Here is a 17,073-nt window from a genome sequence, read left to right on the forward strand (position 1 = left end):
GACATGAAAACACCCGACGAATCCAACCACCTGGTTGACGGCGTGCGCAATTTTTTCAAGTCGCGGACGCCGATCGAACTGATAGCCCTTGGCGCGATAGCACTTCTCGTCATCGATCTCCTGCTCGTTCCCATCCGGGCGACGACGCTTATGCTGGTCGTTGTCGCCACCTTGCCGTGGTGGCTTCCCTGTCTCCGGGACTACTTTTGGGCGGGTGCGCCGCTGGCCGAGCCCGAGCCCGAACCGATGGAATCCGACGAAAACCCACCGCCGGAAACGCCCTTCGACGACACCGATCAGTACGGCGCCTGAACCGGGGTTTCCGCCATTTCGTGCCCCAGAAAAAGGGCCTTCGCCTCCCCGTAGCGGCGCTCGTCGAGGAGGCGGAAGCCTTCCGGCAAAAGACAAAGCTCCCTGGCGCCGGTCTCGAGGACGACGACAGCACCTTGGCGAAGCCAGCCTTCCCGCCGAAGTGCGGCGAGCGAAGGCCCACCCAAGTCTTGCCCATAGGGCGGGTCGAGGATCGCAAGCCCGACCGGCGCCGAAAGGTGGCCGGGCCTCCTGGCATCCCGCCGCAGAATCGCGACGCGGGCTTCCTCGCCCAGGCTTGCCGCGTTCTTCTGAAGAATCGCGACCGCCTTGGCGTCGGTTTCCAGGAAGGTGACGAAGGCAGCCCCGCGGGAGAGAGCCTCGAAACCCATGGCGCCACTGCCGGCGAAGGCGTCGAGAACGCGCTCGCCGGCGGGAAACGGATCACCCTCTTGCGAAGGACGGCGGTGGGCAAGCCAATCGAAGATCGCCTCGCGCACCCGCAGGGCGGTGGGCCGGATGCGCCGGTCCTTCGGTCCCTCAAGCCTTCGCCCACGGTGCTTCCCGGCAACGATCCGAAGCGTCATCCGCCTTTCTCCGCGCCTTCGCTCAAGAGAGCCGCAACAAGCCGCGGCGGCACCTCGCGCACCTCGCCCCTGGCGAGACGGCCGAGTGCGAACGGCCCATAGGCGATGCGGATAAGACGATTCACCGTAAGGCCGAGATGCTCAAGCACCTTGCGGACTTCGCGGTTTTTCCCCTCGGCCAGCGAGACGGCAAGCCACACGTTCGCCCCCTGCACCTTTTCGATGCCCGCCGCGATCGGTCCATAGCGGATGCCCTTCACGTGTATGCCCTTGGCCAGACCGGCGAGGGCGGAAGGCGTCACTTGGCCGAAGGCGCGAACCCGGTAGCGCCGCTGGAAACCTTGCGCAGGGTGTTCGAGCTTGCGCGCCAGCCTGCCGTCGTTGGTGAGCAGAAGCAGGCCTTCCGAGTTGAGATCGAGCCTGCCCACCGAAACGAGGCGGGGAAGCACGGCCGGCAGATGGCCAAAAACGGTTGCCCGGCCCTGCGGGTCGCGGTGCGTCGTCACCAGCCCCTTCGGCTTATGGTAAAGCCAAAGCCGCGGACGATCGGCGCCCGGAAGCGGCTTGCCGTCCACCGCGATGCGGGTGTGGCGCGTGACATTGACCGCGGGCGTTTCCACCACCTTGCCCTCGATGGCAACGCGACCGGCAAGGATCCAGCGTTCCGCTTCGCGCCGCGAACAGAGGCCGGCGCGCGCGATCCGTTTCGCAAGCCGTTCGCCGCCAACGCGCGTTTCCTTCGCCTTCATGCGCCTTCGGCGGCGGCGACGAAGGCGGCGAAGATTTTCGCGTCTCCCTCGCTCACCAGATATTCCGGGTGCCATTGGACGCCGAGGCAGAAGCGGCGGCTTGGGTCCTCGATCCCTTCGATGACGCCGTCGGGCGCCACCGCGTCAACCACCACGGCGCCGGCCACCGTTTTGACCGCCTGGTGGTGGGCGCTGTTGACGGCGAGGGTGCGCGCGCCCGTGATGCGGTGCAGAAGCGAGCCTTCCGCGACCGCGACGGCGTGGCCGGGTTCGTTCCTCGGGTTGGGCTGTTCGTGGGCAAGGGCATTTTTCACTTCGTCCGGGATGTGCTGGACGAGCGTCCCGCCGAGCGCCACGTTCAGAAGCTGCTGGCCGCCGCAGATGCCGAGGATCGGCAAATTCCGCCGGTGCGCCGCTCGCGTGATGGCAAGCTCGAAGGCGGTTCGCCGGTCCTTCGTGGTGACGCTCGCGTGCCGCTCCTTCACCCCGAAATGGGTCGGGTCGATGTCGAAATCGCCGCCGGTGACGACCAGGCCGTCGATCCGCTCGAGATAGGCTTCCGCCAGGTCCGGCTCGTCCGGCAGCAGCAGGGGAAGGGCGCCCCGCTCGACCAACACGCGGACGTAATTCTCGCGCAGGGCGTACCAGGGAAGCTTCGAATAACCGCCCGGGCCCTCCCGGTCGAGCGTCAAGCCGATGACGGGTGCGTGCATGGCCGGACTGTAGGACGCCGACGGGGCTTACGGCAACTCGTCCGCCGCCACTTGACGGGGGCCCGCCCCCTCTTCACTCTCGCCCCATGCTTAGAAAGCCATCCCCTTTCCTGACCGCGGCGGAAAAAGAAGCCGAGGCGGCCGGCCTGCGGGGCGAGGTCCCGGTCGGCGCCGTCCTCGTCGATGGCCGGACGGGGAAGATCGTCGCCGCCTTCGGGAACGAAACGGAAGCCCTTGCCGACCCTACCGCGCATGCCGAAATGCTTTGCCTGCGCGCGGCGGCTAGGAAGCTCGGTAGCCCCCGGCTCGGCACCTGCGACCTTTACGTCACGCTCGAACCCTGCCCGATGTGCGCGGCGGCGATTTCCTTCGCGCGAATCCGGCGGCTTTATTTCGGCGCCTACGACCCGAAGGGCGGCGGCGTCGATCACGGGCCCCGCATCTTCGACCAGCCCACCTGCCACCACCGGCCGGAAACTTTCGGCGGCATCGACGAGGCGTGCTGCAAGGCGCTGCTCAAGACCTTCTTCGCCGAACGCCGCAACGAAAAGACAGCGCCGCAACGGACACGCCCATGACGCCCGAGCAGGCGAAGCGCGTCCAGGCAAGCTTTGCGAAGCTGTTTGCGCGGGCGGATCCGGTGGCGGACGCCTTCTACCAGCGGCTTTTTGCGCGCGACCCGAGTTTGCGCGCCCTCTTCAAGGGCGACATGCGGGAACAGGGGCGAAAGCTGATGGCGATGCTCCGCATGCTGACGCGGGCGGGCGAGGACCTCTATGCCATTCTGCCCGCCATCGAGAATCTGGCTTTCCAGCACGTCCGCTTCCACGTGACAGCGAAGGATTACGACACCTTCGGGGAGGCGCTGCTGGAGACGCTGGAACGCGAACTCGGCGCCGACGGCTCGCCGGAAACGCTCGCGGCCTGGCGGCAGGCCTATATCGAAATCGCCGGCTTCATGAAAGAGGCCGCCGCCGACGTCGTCCGCTGAAAAAGGCCGTTTTTTATCCTTTTCAAGGATGTCTCGGTCTTCGCTCTTCAGTTTTTCTTAAACGCTCCCGACCGACAATCCAGGCGCCGTTGTCCGGAAAGGATAGGAGCAAAAAATGTCACCGGAAGAAGTTCGACTCGTCCAAACCACGTTCCACAAAGTAAGCCCGATCGCCGAAGACGCGGCGGCGATGTTCTATGGCCGTCTCTTCGAGATAGACCCTACCTTGCGCCCCCTGTTTAAGGGCGACATGAAGGAACAGGGGCGCAAGCTGATGGCGATGATCTCCCTGGCGGTGAACGGGCTTGGCAGCCCCGACAAACTCGGCTCCGCCGTCCGCCAGCTTGGCACGCGCCACGCCAGCTACGGCGTGAAGGCGAAGGATTACGACACCGTCGGCCAGGCCCTTCTGTGGACGCTCGAAAAGGGTCTTGGAGATGCCTTTACGCCGCAAGCGCGGCAAGCCTGGACGGCGGTTTACGTGCTGCTCGCCTCGATGATGAAGGAAGCGGCGGCGAAGGCGGCTTAAGTCTGCTTGCCGATGGCGCGCCAGCCGATATCCCGGCGGCAGAAGCCGTCCGGCCAATCGATCCGGCCCACCGCCTCGTAAGCCCGGGCTTGGGCGTCTGCGATCGTCTCGCCGAGGGCGGTGACGCCAAGCACGCGCCCGCCATCGGCAAGCACGCGGCCGCCCTCCGCCCGCGTGCCGGCGTGGTGGACGACGACGCCGGGCAGCGCCGCCGCGGCGGCAAGCCCGCGAATTTCGGTTCCCCGCTTATAGGCGTCCGGATAGCCCTGCGCGGCCAGCACGACGCAAAGGGCGGCTTCCTTCCGCCAGCGTAAGCGGACTTCATCGAGCCGCCCCTGATAGGCGGCGACAAGGGCGGCGAGCAGGTCCGAATCGAGCCGCGCCATCAGCACTTGGCATTCCGGGTCGCCGAACCGGATGTTGAATTCAAGCAGCGTGACGCCGGCCGATCCGATCATGACGCCGGCAAAGAGAACGCCGCGGAAGGGACATCCCTCCTCGGCCATGCCGCGGACGGCGGGCAAGAGGATGCGTTTCTCGATCTCGGCGGCAATGGCGTCGGTGACGACCGGCGCCGGCGAGTAGGCGCCCATGCCGCCAGTGTTGGGGCCGGTGTCGCCATCGCCCACCGCCTTGTGGTCCTGGGCGGCGGCCAGCGGCAGGACGTGCGCGCCGTCGACCAGCGCGAAGAAGCTCGCCTCCTCGCCTTCGAGGAATTCCTCGACGACGATCTCGCGTCCGGCCGCGCCGAAACGCCCGCCGAGCAGCGCTTCTTCGATCGCCGCCTCGGCTTCGGCGAGGCTGTGGGCGACGGTCACCCCCTTGCCGGCCGCAAGCCCGTCCGCCTTGACGACGACCGGGATTTTTTGGGTGCGCAGATAGGCCTTGGCGGGGCCGGCTTCCGTGAACCGCGCGTAAGCCGCCGTCGGGATCCCGTGCTTCACGCAGATATCCTTCATGAAGCCTTTCGAGCCTTCGAGGGCGGCGGCTTTCCGGCTGGGCCCGAAGGTGGGAATGCCCGCCGCTTCCATCGCGTCCACCAGACCCAGCACGAGGGGGGTTTCCGGCCCGACGACGACGAAGGCGATCCGTTCCTTCTCCGCAAACCGGACGAGGCCCGCCACGTCCTCCACTGCGATCGGCACGCAGTTCGCAAGCTCGGCGATGCCGGCGTTACCCGGCGCGCAATAGAGGGCGCCGCACAATTCCGACGCCACCAGCGCCCGAGCAAGGGCGTGTTCGCGGCCGCCGCCGCCTATGAGAAGGACGCGGCCTGGAAGCGCTGGTGTCTTGGTCATTTTTTCCTGCCTCTTGGCCTTTGCGTTTCGCGAAACCGGGCTCCTTGGTATCATCCGAACCCATGATGGACAATCCACCCGCGGCGGGGAACGAGCCCGGCCTTGCAGAATATGAATATAGCGTAAGCGAACTCGCGCTCGCCCTCAAACGCACCGTTGAGGAAGCCTTCGGCCGGGTCCGGGTACGCGGCGAGATTTCCGGCTTCAAGCGCGCGGCGTCCGGCCACCTCTATTTCGCGCTGAAGGACGAGAAGGCGGTGCTGGACGCCGTCTGCTGGCGGGGCACGCGGCTTGGCGCCGAACCGGCGGACGGGCTCGAGGTCATCTGCACGGGCCGGCTCACGACCTACCCCGGCCGCTCGCGCTACCAGATCGTCGTCGAGGAGATGGAATTCGCCGGTGAAGGCGCGCTTTTGAAGCTGCTCGAGGAACGCCGCAAGAAGCTCGCCGCCGAAGGCCTGTTCGACCCGGCCAAGAAGAAGCCCTTGCCCTATTTGCCGGAGCGGATCGGTGTCATCACCTCGCCGACCGGGGCGGTGCTGCGGGACATTCTGCACCGGCTGAACGACCGCTTCCCAAGGCCCGTCCTTCTGTGGCCGGTGGCCGTCCAGGGCGAAGGCGCCGCGAGTGCCATCGCCGCCGCCATCGAGGGCTTCAACCAACTGCCGAAGAAGGGGGCGATTCCGAGGCCGGACCTTCTCATCGTCGCCCGCGGCGGCGGCAGCCTGGAAGACCTGTGGGCGTTCAACGAGGAAAGCGTCGTGCGCGCCGCGGCGGCCTCGAAGATTCCGCTCATCTCGGCGGTCGGCCATGAGACGGACACGACACTCATTGATTTCGCCGCCGACCGGCGCGCGCCGACCCCTTCGGCCGCGGCCGAGATGGCGGTGCCGGTGCGGGCCGAGCTTATTGAATACGTGCTCGACTGTACCCGCCGGCTGGGAGGCGCGACGGCTCGCCGGCTGGAGACGCAGCGCGCCCATCTCAAGGCGCTCGCCCGCGGCCTCGTGGACCCGAAATCCTTCCTCGAGATGGCGGCGCTCCGCCTCGATGAGTGGACGGACCGCCTCAAGAACGCGATGGAGAAGGCGCTGATTTCCCGAACCGCGCATCTCGCCGGTTTGGGGCGCGGACTTCCCCACCCCGGCGAGCGGCTCCTCAAGATAGAAAGCGAGCTTGCCTTCGCCGGCCACCGCTTGAAGGCGGCCGGCCGGGAAGGCCTGAACGCGCGCGCCCAACGCCTGGCCGAACAGGGCCGCCTGCTCGAAAGCCTTTCCTATACGCGCGTGCTCAAGCGCGGCTTCGCCCTTGTCCGCGACACCGCGGGCGAGCCCATCACCTCGGTCCGCCAGACAACGCCCGGCCTCGTGGTCGGGATTCGTTTCGGCGACGGCGAGGTGGGTGCCGCCATCGAAAGGACGCCGTCGAAAAAACGCCCCCGCAAGACCGAACAGGGAGACCTTTTTTGATTGCGCGATCGGTGCCTGCCCTTTGCCTTGTGTTTCTTCTTGCCCTCGCCCCGCGCGTTGCCTTCGCCGAGCCGGACTTTCGTTTCGAAGGGGCCTTCGCGCAAGGCGGCCTGGTTATGGGCAAGGCGCCGCCCGGGGCGACGCTTCACCTCGACGGCAAAGCCGTCCGCCTTTCCAGGGAAGGCGACTTCGTGATCGGCTTCGGCCGCGACGCCGCACTTAAGGCCCGGCTTGCCTATCGCCTGCCCGACGGAGCGGAAGGCGCGCTTGCCCTCGCCATAGCTCCCAGGGAATTTCCCGTCGAGCGGGTGAACGACCTGCCGCAGGGCCTCGTCACGCCTCCCCCGGCCGACCTCAAGCGCATCCAAGAGGAAAGCGCCGCCCTGGCCAGAGCCCGCGAAGCGGACAGCGCTGGGTCTTTCTTCAAAAGCGGTGTCGCCTGGCCGGTCTTGGGACGGGTCAGCGGCGTCTTCGGAAGCCTGCGAATCCTGAACGACGAGCCGCGCAGCCCGCACGCCGGCACCGACATCGCGGCCCCCAAGGGAACGCCGGTGGCAGCCGCGATGGACGGCACCGTCGCCGACGTCTACCCGGATCTCTTTTTTACCGGCAAGACCGTGCTGCTCGATCACGGCCACGGGCTTTTTACGGTCTACGCCCATCTCGACCGCATCGACGTCACGGCGGGTCGTCGCGTGCGGAAGGGGGACCCGATCGGTGCGCTCGGCGCCAGCGGCCGGGCAACGGCCCCGCATCTGCATTGGGGGATGAGCTGGCTTGGGGTCCCCCTCGACCCCGAGCTTGCCGCAGGCCCCATGCCGAGGCCGGAAGCGGCCGTCTCAGGGGCTGCGGAATAGGGGCCGCAGAAGCGTCTCAACGGCATCCACGTCTTGCCAGACGAGACGGACGGGGAAGACGATGACGCGGTCGCGGAAGTCTTCCGGCAGGCGGACGGCGTCCTTTGCCGTCGTGATCGGGAGGGCGCCAAGGCTCTCCGCGTCGCGAACCAGCGCCTCCACTTCTTCGCGGCGGTAGACGTGGTGGTCGGGAAAGGCGCGCGTCCCCGCCAGGGTAAAGCCGGCCTTTCGCAGGCTCGCGAAAAATTTCTCCGGCCGCCCGATGCCGGCGAAGGCAAGGAAGCGATCGCCCTGCCGCTCCGCCATGTCGGAAGCCGGCACCAACTGGGCCCGCAGCAGCCGGCCCTGGCCGGCAAGGCTCTCTCCGACCCCGGCTTCGTCCTGCCCCACGAGGACGACCGCCTGGGCACGCTGGAGGCCCGCCGCCACCGGCTCGCGCAAGGGTCCCGCCGGGACGACCCGGCCATTGCCGAAACCGTACGCGCCGTCCACGACGAGGAGGGAAAGGTCCTTCTCGAGAGAGGGGTCCTGGAAGCCGTCGTCGAGGACCACGCAGGCCGCCCCGGCGGCGGCGGCGGCCCGCGCCGCCGCCGCCCGATCGGCTCCCACCCAAGTCGGCGCCGCCGCCGCCAGCAGCAGCGCCTCGTCCCCCACCTCGGCCGCAAGATGGCGGGCCGGATCCACTTTGGTAGGGCCTTTGAGTCTATCGCCATACTCACCGCCATACCCGCGGCCGAGCAGGTGGACGTTGATCCCCTTGCCCCGAAGATGATGCGCAATCGCAAGGGTCACCGGTGTCTTTCCGGCGCCGCCGACGACCAGATTGCCGACGCAAATCACGGGTATGGCTGCCCGGTATGGCTTGATAAAGGCCCGGCGGAGCCACCCGCCCAAACCCCAGAGAAGGCCCATGGGGCCAAGCACGAAAGGAAGCCACCCGCCCTTTGCCCAGAAGGCGGGGCTATGCATGGGGGGCTTCCGCTCGCGGCGGGATCGGACCTTCGAGGTAGGGCTTGAGACGTTCGATGACGCGGTCGAGGACGCCCGCTTCGCTGGCGGCCCGCGCCGCCCCCGCCGCCGCCAGCCGGCGGGCCTCCGCCGGCGCCTTGAGCAGCCGGTCGACGGCCACCGCCAAGGCGTCGCCGTCCACGACCTCGATGGCGCCATCCGCCGCCTTCAGGGCGCGCGCGATGGGGGCGAAGTTTTCGACGTGGGGCCCGTGCAGGATCGCGCAACCGAGCCGGGCCGGCTCCAATAGGTTCTGGCCGCCGTGGGGAACAAGAGAGCCGCCGACGAAGGCAATCGGGCTCAGGCGGTAGAAGAGGCCAAGCTCGCCCAGCGTATCGGCGAGATAGATGTCGGTGGCGGCATCCGGCGCCTCGCCGGCCGCGCGCCTCGCCACCCGCAGGCCCTCGCCTTGAAGGCGGGCGGCCATCTTGCTGCCGAGATCCGGATGCCGCGGCACGAGAAGCGTGAGCAGCCCCGGATGCGCCGCCTTGAGCGTGCGATGAACGGCCCCGGCCAGACGGTCCTCGCCGGGATGGATGCTGGCCGCCAGCCAGACCGGCCTTCCTTCCAGCCGCGCCTTCAAGTCAGCCAGCGCCTTCGCATCGAAGGGCAGCGTCTCGGCGGCGTATTTGAGATTGCCGACGCAAACCACATTCCCGGCCCCCAGCGCGCGCAGCCGCGAAGCCGTCTCCTCGCTCTGGGCGAGGGCGAGGCGAAAGGTCTTCAGGAGTGCGCGCGCGAAACCGCGGGTCCGCCGCCAGCCGCGAAAGGAACGGTCCGAAAGCCGCGCGTTCAGAAGGACCGCGGGCAGACCGCGCGCGGCGATTCCTTGCAGGAAATTCGGCCAGAATTCCGATTCGACCCAAAACACAAGGGCCGGGCGCCAATGGTCGAGGAAACGGTCCACCGCCATCGGCAGATCGACTGGAAGGAACTGGTGGATAGCGCCGTCGGGCAGCCTTTCGCCCATCAGCGCCGCCGAGGTGACGGTGCCGGTCGTGACGAGGAAACAGCGATCGGGCGCTTCGCGGCGCAGCCGATGAATAAGCGGAAGAACGGAAAGGGCCTCCCCCACGCTTGCCGCATGCACCCAGACAAGCGGCCCCTCGGGCCTCGGCACGGCGGTGAAACCGAACCGTTCCGGAAGGCGCGCACGGTGTTCCTTTCCCCGCCGCATCCGCCAGCGCAGGTAGCAGCGGACGGTCGGGGCGGCCAGCACCGTGGCGACGCGGTAGAGGAAAAACGCGCTCATTCTTCCGCCGCCGCCCGAAGAACGGCCTTCGGTTTCTTCGCCGCGCCGGGGTCCGCCTTGGGGATCGGCGGGTGGCCGTATGTCGCATCGGCCTCAAGGGTAAGCGCGTATAGCCTGTCCTCGACCAGTTGGCGAAGCCGCTCGACGGTCGCTTCATCCGGGTTCTTCGGCACGTAAATGGGCTCCCCCCACGCGAAGTGCCCGCGAGAAAAGGGGAAAGGGACGAAGAAACGATCCCAGGAGGCCAGCATCCGGCCGCGCTCGGCCGAGAAGGCGAGTGGCAGGATCGGCACGCCGGCCAACCCCGCGATCACCACGATGCCGGGCTTCGCCCGCATCCGGGGCCCACGGGGACCGTCCGGCGTGATCCCGATCGTCTTACCGGCGCGAATCGTCTTCAGAAGACCGCGAAAGGCCTTCATGGCACCGGCGGTGGCCGAGCCTATGACCGTGCGGATTCCAAAATGCGCCTGGGCGCGGATGCTGATGATGCCGTCCCGGTGACCGGAGTTCAGCTGCACGAAGGGCTGATTGCTTTGCCACGCATAGGGCATGAGAAGCATCCGCCCATGCCAGAAGCAAACGATGAAAGGCTTGCCCGCGTCCCACAGGGGCTTCGGGTGCGCTTCCCCTGCGACCGACCAGCGGCCCGTTCGATAGACGCAGAAGATATAAAGCGCGATCAGCGCGCCGAGAAACCGCTGAACGAAATTAAGACCTATGATTCGCTTGCGAAACTGCACCGATCACGCCTGCGCCAGGTTCCGGCTCGCCGTCTCCGTCTCTTCTGCGAACTGGAGCGCGTAGAGTCTTGCATACGTCCCGTTCCGGGCCATCAGCTCGGCGTGCGAGCCCTGCTCGACGACCCGGCCCCGATCGATGACATAAATGATATCGGCGTCCTGAATGGTGGAAAGCCGATGGGCGATAACCAGCGTCGTGCGGCCTTTTTTCAGCACGCGCAGGGCGGTCTGGATCTGGCGCTCCGATTCCGTGTCGAGGGCCGACGTCGCCTCGTCCAGAAGCAGGATCGGCGCGTTGCGAAGCATGGCGCGAGCGATCTCGATGCGCTGGCGCTGGCCGCCGGAGAGCTTGACGCCCTGTTCGCCGATAACCGTATCGTAGCCCTTGGGAAGTTCGCGGATGAATTCATCGGCGGCGGCCATCTTCGCCGCCGCGACGACTTCGTCCTCCGCCGCGTCGGGCCGCCCATAGAGGATGTTCGCGCGCACGGTATCGTCGAACAGGCCGACCTCCTGGCTGACAAGCGCGATCCCCGAGCGCAGGCTCGCCATGGTCACGTCCCGGATATCCTGACCGTCGATCGCGATACGGCCCCGGTCAACGTCGTAGAAGCGCGGAATCAAATTCAGGATCGTTGATTTTCCGCTGCCCGAGGGCCCGACGAGGGCGGCCGTCCGGCCGGCCGGCACGGCCAGGGTTATGCCATGCAGGGCGGGGCTTTCCCGCCCATAGGCGAAATGCACGTCCTCGAAAAAGATCGCCGCTCCGGTCACCTTAAGCGGCTTGGCGGACGGCCGATCCCCGATCGCGGGCTCAAGGTCGAGCAGCGCAAAGACGCGCGCCGCCGCGGCCAGGCCCTCTTGCAGGGTCGCGTTCAAATTCGCGATGCTTTTCATCGGCTGGTAGGCCATCAGAAGCGCCGCGATGAACGAGAAGAAGGCACCCGACGTCGTCGCGCCGGTGATGACCTGGCTGCCGCCGTAGAAGACAACGAAGGCGATCCCGAAACTGCCCAGCAACTCCATCACCGGCTGGACGATGCTGCGGACTCGCGTGGATTTGAAAGCCAGGCGGAAGATGTTCTCGGCAATGTCCGCGGCACGGCCCGTTTCATAGCTTTCCATGCCATAGGCCTTGACGTGCCGGACGCCCTGGAAGGTTTCGTCCAGAAGCGCGGTCATTCCGCCGACCGCCTGCTGCATGCCCGTCGAGATTTTGCGCATCCGGCGTCCGATCCGCACGATCGGAAGGACGGCAGCCGGATAGATGAAGAAGGTGAAAAGGGCAAGGAACCAGTCCTGGTAGAACATGACGCCGATGAGAAAGATGAGCGTCAGCGAATCCTTCACCATCCCGGTCAGCGCGTTGGCGACTCCCGCCCGCAGAAGCTGGAGGTCATGGGTGAAGCGGGAAATCAGCGTGCCGGTGGACGCGCCGTGAAAGAAGGCAAGGTCCGCCCGAATCAGATGCGCGTACATGCGAACCTGGATGTTCGCGACGATCCGCTGGCCGACGAAGTTCATCAGCACCGCCTGGCCATAGGTTGCGAATCCCTTGACCGCCGCGATGACCAGGATGGCGACCGGCACGAGGATCAGCATCCGCTTGTCGTGTTTTAGAAAAACGTCATCCAGGACCGGCTGCATGATCCAGGCGTTCGCCGCCGTCGCCCCGGCGACCAAGAACATCATTGCCCCGGCGGCGACGAGCCGGCCGAGATAGGGCCGGATATTCTCCCGGAAAAGCCTGCGCACGAGCGCCTGCGTCGTTTCGTTCAGCTTGGGAAGAGAAGAAGACATGGCCTGCGCTATCGGTGGATTTTGCGGCGCAAAAGATAGCACGCTCCGGCAGCTCCGGCCACCGTCCGCGGCACGCTAGAGGCCGGCCACCGTCATGCCGTCGATCCGCAGGGTCGGCGCGTCGGTCCCGAACCGGAAAACAAGGTCGTCAGCCGGGGTGGCGTTCCGGAACATCTCGCGCAAATTGCCGGCGATCGTGACCTCGCTGACCGGGTAGGCGATCTCGCCCCGCTCAACCCAAAAACCGGCCGCACCCCGGCTGTAGTCGCCGGTCACGCCGTTCACGCCCATGCCGATCAGCTCGGTCACCAGGAAGCCTTGCGGGATGTCCCCGAGGAGCGCCTCGGGACTGACGCTTCCCGGCTCGAGATAGAGGTTCGTCGAAGCCGGCTGCGGCGGCGAGGAGATGCCCCGGCTGGCATGCCCGGTCGTCGCCAGGCCGAGCTGGCAGGCCGAACGAAGATCGAGGAGCCAGCTTGCGAGGACGCCGTCCTCGACGAGGGCGCGGCGCGCGCCGGCCACCCCCTCGCCGTCGAAGGGCCGCGAAGCCAGACCACGCCGACGGTAGGGATCGTCCACAATCCGCAAGCCGGCCGCGAAAACGCGCGTGCCCATGGCGTCTTTCAGGAAGCTCGTGCCCCGGGCAACCGCGGCGCCGTTGATGGCGCCGGCGAAATGACGAAGCAGACTGCCCGCGACCCTCGGCTCATAGACGATGGGCAGGGTAGCGGATCGCAGCTTCTTCGGGCGCAGCCGGCGAACCGTCCGCTCACCGGCTTTCCTGCCAACCGTCTCCGGCGGCTCGAGGTCTTGCGCGTAACGGGCGCTGGTAAATTCGTAATCGCGTTCCATGCCTGTGCCGCTGCCGGCAAGCACGGAGACGGAGAGGCCGAAATGGGTAGTGGTGTAAGCACCGGAAAACCCGTTCGTGGCGAGCAGCGCCACGCGGCTACGCCGAAAGCCTGCCTCCGCCCCTTCCGAGTTCGTTACCCCCGCAACGGCAAGCGCCGCCCCTTCCGCCGCGCGCGCTTTTTTCAGCAGGTCCTCGACGGCGGGCTCAAACCCGTCGCAAAGATCGAGATCGCGGATGTCGCGAGCGAGCGCTGCCGGCTCGGCTAAGCCGCAAAAGGGATCCTCCGGCGCCGTCTTCGCCATGGCGACGGCGCGTTCCGCCAGCGTCTCGAGGGAGGCCTTGGAAAGGTCCGTCGTCGAGACGATGGCCTGTCGCTTGCCGACAAAGACACGCAAGCCGAGATCCGTGCTTTCCGCCCGCTCCACCCCTTCCGAACGGCCGAGCCGGTAGGGCACCGAAAGGCTCGCCCGTTCGACGAGCAGGGCGTCGGCCGCGCTCGCGCCAAGGGCGCGGGCCTTTTTCATCGCGGCTTCCAGCAAGCCCATCGCGTCCGGGACGGCGGCCATGATCGTTACTCCACGAGACGAGGCTTGGCGGGTTCCGGCGGGGCGAGCGTCTCACCGCTTTCCTCGACCTCCAGCTCGACGATACGCTCCGCCCGCTTCGTCACCTTCTCGGCCGAGGTGCGAATCTCCCGGAGATCTTTCTCGGCACTCTGAAAGTGCTTCTGCAGATTATCCGCGCGCCCGTCCAGCCGCCCAACGTCGGCCAGCAGCGCTATCACTTCCTTCTGGATTACGTGGGCCTGCTCGCGCATGCGCACGTCCCGCAAGATCGCGCGCACCGTTGTCAGCGTCGCCCACAGCGTCGTCGGCGAGACGATCCAGACCCGCGCCTTGTAGGCTCGATCGACGACGTCCTGGAAGTTCGTGTGGAGCTCGGCATAGACCGCTTCGCTCGGCAGAAAGAGAAGGGCGGAATCCGCCGTCTCGCCGGGGAGAATGTAGCGTTCGGCAATATCGGTTACGTGCTTGAGGATGGCCTGGCTGAACTCGCGGGCGCGCTGTTTCTTTTCGGTTTCCGTCCCGGCCTGCAAAAGCGCGCGGTACCCTTCGAGCGGGTATTTCGCGTCGATCGCGATCGGCCCCGGCGGGTTCGGAAGCTCGATCAGGCAATCCACCCGCTTGCCGTTGCTCAAGCTCGCCTGAAAACGGTAGGCGGAAGCCGGCAGCACGCCGCGCACGATATCCTGCAACTGCACTTCCCCGAAGGCGCCGCGCGCCTGCTTGTTCGACAGGATGTCCTGCAGCCCCACGACCTGGCTGGAAAGCTCGGCGATGTTTTTCTGGGCGGCGTCGATGACGGCCAGCCGCGTCTGCAGGTCGGTCATCGTTTTGGTCGCCTTCTCGGCCGATTGCGTAAGCCCGTCGTTGAGCCGCCTGGAAACCTGATCGAGCCGCTCGCCGATGGCGCGCTCCTGTTCCTGCAGGCGCCGGGCGAGCTGGCTTTGCGCCTCGCTTTCGGTTTGCGCGATCTGGTCGAGCCGGCCCTCGAGCCCGGCCAGGCCGCCGCGGCGCTGCACGAGCAGGGCCGTAAGGGCGCCGGCGGCAAGCCCCAGCAGAAGGACGAGCAGAAGCGTTAAGTCCATGCCGGCCATCCTACCCAAATTGGCGCGGCTTCACAAAAGAGGTATGCTGAATCATGGCGATTTTACCAGTCATTACAGCGCCGGACCCGCGGTTGAAGGTCAAGGCGCGGCGGATCGAGGGCGTGGACGACGCGACCCGCCGGCTGATGGACGACATGCTGGAAACGATGCACGCAGCCCCCGGCATCGGCCTTGCCGCCCCCCAGGTCGGGGTGGCGAAACGCGTTCTCGTCGTCGACGTTGCGCGCGAAGGGGAAACGCCATCCCCCCTGAAAATGGCCAATCCGGAGATTCTCTGGGCCTCCGACGACAAGGCCGTCTTCGAGGAGGGCTGCCTTTCGCTGCCCGACCAGTTCGCGCCCGTCGCCCGCCCGACGAAGGTCCGCGTCCGTTACCTGGATTGCGAAAACGAGATTCGGGAGATCGCGGCGGAAGGGCTGCTTGCCACCTGCCTCCAGCACGAGATGGACCACCTCGACGGCGTTCTTTTCGTGGACCACCTTTCCCTGCTCAAGCGCAACATCATCCTGCGCAAGCTTACCAAGCTGAAAAGGGCGCAGGCGATCGCCGGATGAACCCCCTTACGCTTGCCTTCCTGGGCACCCCCGACTTCGCGCTTCCGACGCTTCGCCAGTTGATCGCGGCGGGGCACGCGATCGCGGCCGTCTATGCGAAACCGCCGAAGCCCCGCGACCGCGGGCAGAAGGTGCAGGCCTCCCCTGTCCAGGCTTTCGCGGAAGAACATGGGCTTCCGCTGCGCATGCCGACCAGCCTGAAGGGCGAGGCGGAAGCAAGCGCCTTTCAAGGCTTGCGACTCGACGCTGCGGTGGTCGTCGCCTACGGCCTTCTGCTGCCGAAGGCGTTCCTGGAAGCGCCGCGGCTCGGCTGCCTCAACCTCCACCCCTCTCTCCTGCCCCGCTGGCGGGGGGCCGCCCCCATTCCGCGGGCCATCCTGGCGGGCGACGCCATGACCGGGGTGACGATCATGCGGCTGGACGAGGGGTTGGACAGCGGCCCCATCCTGCTGCAGGCGGAAACCCCGATCCATGCGGCCGAAACCGCGGCCGGCCTGGAAACGCGCCTGGCCGCCCTTGGCGCCGATTGCATGCTGGAGACCCTCGAAGGCTTGAGCCGTGGCGCGCTGCAAGCGCGACCCCAGCCGACGGCGGGCGTTACCTACGCCGAGAAGCTCAACCGCGCCGAAGGCGAACTCGACTGGCGAAGGACGGCGGCGGCACTTCACCGCCGCGTCCGCGCCTTCGATCCGTGGCCGGGGGCCTGGTTTCTGCTCGGCGGCGAGCGCGTCAAGGTGCTGGCGGCGGAAGCCCGCGAAGCGCCTGCCGCGAAGCCGCCCGGCACCGTGCTCGACGACCGCTTGACGGTCGCCTGCGGCGAAGGGGCGATCCGCATCCTCACCCTCCAGCGTGCCGGGCGCGCGCCCCTCGCGGGGGAAGCCTTCCTGCGCGGCCATCCCATCCCGGCCGGCACCCGGCTTGCTGTTCCGGCCGGCGCCGTCGCGCCATGAGCCGCTACAAAATCACCATCGAATACGACGGCCGGCCCTTCGTCGGCTGGCAACGCCAGGCGAACGGCCTCGCCGTACAGGAAGCGATCGAGGACGCCATTTTCGGCCTGGCGGGCGAGCACGTCACCGTGAACGGCGCCGGGCGGACGGACGCCGGCGTGCACGCCCTTGGCCAGGTCGCCCATTTCGATCTGGCGCGCGATTTCCCGCCGGCCACCATCCGCGACGCGTTGAACGCGCTGGTTAGGCCGCACCCGATCGCCGTGTTGGAAGCAGAAGTAGCGGACGCCGCTTTCGACGCCCGCCGCTCAGCCAAGGCGCGGCACTACCTCTACCGCATCCTCAACCGCCGGGCGCCGCCCGCCCTCGAACGCGGCCGCGTCTGGCAGGTGGGAACGCCGCTCGACACGGACGCCATGGCGGAGGCGGCGGGCGCGCTGATCGGCAAGCATGACTTCACGAGCTTCCGCTCGACCTTCTGCCAGGCGGCGTCGCCCGTGAAGACGCTGGACAGACTTGCCGTCGAACGGCAAGGCGAAGAGATCCGCGTGCACGCCGAGGCGCGCTCCTTCCTCCACAACCAGGTGCGCATCCTGGTCGGCACGCTGAAGCAGGTCGGCGAAGGGCGGTGGACGAAAGCCGACGTCGCGGCGGCGCTGGCCGCGTGCGATCGCAGGGAAGGGGGCGCCACGGCGCCGGCGGAAGGGCTTTATCTGCGCGCCGTGTGCTACTGAATGCGCGC

At 67.3% G+C, this 17,073-nt stretch carries 19 protein-coding genes; 9 read left to right on the forward strand and 10 right to left on the reverse strand.

All coding sequences use genetic code 11. The annotated features are described in order from the left end of the window. Positions 1 to 3: 3 nt before the first annotated feature. Positions 4 to 312, forward strand: a complete 309-nt coding sequence (locus tag AB1781_03915) for a hypothetical protein (GenBank protein ID MEW5703718.1) — start codon at positions 4 to 6, stop codon at positions 310 to 312. On the opposite strand, the gene rsmD is transcribed toward AB1781_03915, so the two are convergent. From rsmD to AB1781_03930, 3 genes are read right to left on the reverse strand one after another with little or no spacing between them, the layout of a single operon-like run. Continuing rightward, a complete protein-coding gene (gene rsmD / locus AB1781_03920) occupies positions 297 to 896 on the reverse strand; it encodes a 16S rRNA (guanine(966)-N(2))-methyltransferase RsmD (protein ID MEW5703719.1) in 600 nt (199 codons plus the stop codon). The genes AB1781_03915 and rsmD overlap by 16 nt on opposite strands. After that, positions 893 to 1,645 (reverse strand): pseudouridine synthase, encoded by a 753-nt coding sequence (locus AB1781_03925; protein ID MEW5703720.1) that lies wholly within the window; start codon positions 1,643 to 1,645, stop codon positions 893 to 895. The genes rsmD and AB1781_03925 overlap by 4 nt, the downstream gene beginning before the upstream one ends. Then, on the reverse strand, positions 1,642 to 2,358 hold the full coding sequence (locus AB1781_03930; GenBank protein ID MEW5703721.1) for a gamma-glutamyl-gamma-aminobutyrate hydrolase family protein: 717 nt from the start codon (positions 2,356 to 2,358) through the stop codon (positions 1,642 to 1,644). Before AB1781_03930 ends, AB1781_03925 begins: the two co-directional genes overlap by 4 nt. Before the next feature lie 86 nt (positions 2,359 to 2,444). Between AB1781_03930 and AB1781_03935 the strand changes: the two genes are divergently transcribed. The 3 genes from AB1781_03935 to AB1781_03945 all read left to right on the forward strand — a co-directional run bounded on the left by AB1781_03935 (position 2,445) and on the right by AB1781_03945 (position 3,878). Then, a complete protein-coding gene (locus AB1781_03935) occupies positions 2,445 to 2,936 on the forward strand; it encodes a nucleoside deaminase (GenBank protein MEW5703722.1) in 492 nt (163 codons plus the stop codon). Then, on the forward strand, positions 2,933 to 3,349 hold the full coding sequence (locus AB1781_03940) for a globin domain-containing protein (protein MEW5703723.1): 417 nt from the start codon (positions 2,933 to 2,935) through the stop codon (positions 3,347 to 3,349). The genes AB1781_03935 and AB1781_03940 overlap by 4 nt, the downstream gene beginning before the upstream one ends. A gap of 115 nt (positions 3,350 to 3,464) precedes the next feature. Then, complete coding sequence (locus AB1781_03945; protein MEW5703724.1) at positions 3,465 to 3,878, forward strand: globin family protein; 414 nt, start codon at positions 3,465 to 3,467, stop codon at positions 3,876 to 3,878. Here AB1781_03945 and purD read toward each other — a convergent pair. Beyond that, entirely contained in the window at positions 3,875 to 5,176 is a 1,302-nt protein-coding gene (gene purD, locus AB1781_03950; GenBank protein ID MEW5703725.1) for a phosphoribosylamine--glycine ligase, read from the reverse strand. The two genes, AB1781_03945 and purD, sit on opposite strands and share 4 nt — an antisense overlap. Positions 5,177 to 5,238: 62 nt before the next feature. Between purD and xseA the strand changes: the two genes are divergently transcribed. Beyond that, complete coding sequence (gene xseA / locus AB1781_03955; GenBank protein ID MEW5703726.1) at positions 5,239 to 6,645, forward strand: exodeoxyribonuclease VII large subunit; 1,407 nt, start codon at positions 5,239 to 5,241, stop codon at positions 6,643 to 6,645. Beyond that, positions 6,642 to 7,502 (forward strand): M23 family metallopeptidase, encoded by an 861-nt coding sequence (locus tag AB1781_03960; protein MEW5703727.1) that lies wholly within the window; start codon positions 6,642 to 6,644, stop codon positions 7,500 to 7,502. Before xseA ends, AB1781_03960 begins: the two co-directional genes overlap by 4 nt. Here AB1781_03960 and lpxK read toward each other — a convergent pair. The 6 genes from lpxK to rmuC all read right to left on the reverse strand — a co-directional run bounded on the left by lpxK (position 7,485) and on the right by rmuC (position 14,806). Then, the gene (gene lpxK, locus AB1781_03965) at positions 7,485 to 8,471 is read right to left on the reverse strand and encodes a tetraacyldisaccharide 4'-kinase (GenBank protein MEW5703728.1); all 987 of its coding nucleotides are present in this window, start codon (positions 8,469 to 8,471) and stop codon (positions 7,485 to 7,487) included. The genes AB1781_03960 and lpxK overlap by 18 nt on opposite strands. After that, the gene (locus AB1781_03970; GenBank protein ID MEW5703729.1) at positions 8,464 to 9,762 is read right to left on the reverse strand and encodes a 3-deoxy-D-manno-octulosonic acid transferase; all 1,299 of its coding nucleotides are present in this window, start codon (positions 9,760 to 9,762) and stop codon (positions 8,464 to 8,466) included. Before AB1781_03970 ends, lpxK begins: the two co-directional genes overlap by 8 nt. Further along, positions 9,759 to 10,505, reverse strand: a complete 747-nt coding sequence (locus AB1781_03975; GenBank protein ID MEW5703730.1) for a lysophospholipid acyltransferase family protein — start codon at positions 10,503 to 10,505, stop codon at positions 9,759 to 9,761. The genes AB1781_03970 and AB1781_03975 overlap by 4 nt, the downstream gene beginning before the upstream one ends. Before the next feature lie 3 nt (positions 10,506 to 10,508). Then, positions 10,509 to 12,305, reverse strand: coding sequence for an ABC transporter transmembrane domain-containing protein (locus AB1781_03980; GenBank protein MEW5703731.1), 1,797 nt, complete (start codon positions 12,303 to 12,305; stop codon positions 10,509 to 10,511). A gap of 75 nt (positions 12,306 to 12,380) precedes the next feature. Beyond that, entirely contained in the window at positions 12,381 to 13,724 is a 1,344-nt protein-coding gene (locus AB1781_03985; GenBank protein ID MEW5703732.1) for a TldD/PmbA family protein, read from the reverse strand. Positions 13,725 to 13,729: 5 nt separating this feature from the next. Further along, positions 13,730 to 14,806, reverse strand: a complete 1,077-nt coding sequence (rmuC, locus tag AB1781_03990; GenBank protein ID MEW5703733.1) for a DNA recombination protein RmuC — start codon at positions 14,804 to 14,806, stop codon at positions 13,730 to 13,732. Between the two features lie 53 nt (positions 14,807 to 14,859). Between rmuC and def the strand changes: the two genes are divergently transcribed. From def to truA, 3 genes are read left to right on the forward strand one after another with little or no spacing between them, the layout of a single operon-like run. After that, positions 14,860 to 15,381: a peptide deformylase gene (def, locus tag AB1781_03995; GenBank protein ID MEW5703734.1), complete on the forward strand. Its 522-nt coding sequence runs from the start codon at positions 14,860 to 14,862 to the stop codon at positions 15,379 to 15,381. Then, the gene (fmt, locus tag AB1781_04000; protein MEW5703735.1) at positions 15,378 to 16,331 is read left to right on the forward strand and encodes a methionyl-tRNA formyltransferase; all 954 of its coding nucleotides are present in this window, start codon (positions 15,378 to 15,380) and stop codon (positions 16,329 to 16,331) included. The genes def and fmt overlap by 4 nt, the downstream gene beginning before the upstream one ends. Continuing rightward, the gene (truA, locus tag AB1781_04005; GenBank protein ID MEW5703736.1) at positions 16,328 to 17,065 is read left to right on the forward strand and encodes a tRNA pseudouridine(38-40) synthase TruA; all 738 of its coding nucleotides are present in this window, start codon (positions 16,328 to 16,330) and stop codon (positions 17,063 to 17,065) included. The genes fmt and truA overlap by 4 nt, the downstream gene beginning before the upstream one ends. Positions 17,066 to 17,073 lie beyond the last annotated feature (8 nt).

The sequence above is a fragment of the Pseudomonadota bacterium genome, from assembly GCA_040752895.1.
Classification (GTDB): Bacteria; Pseudomonadota; Alphaproteobacteria.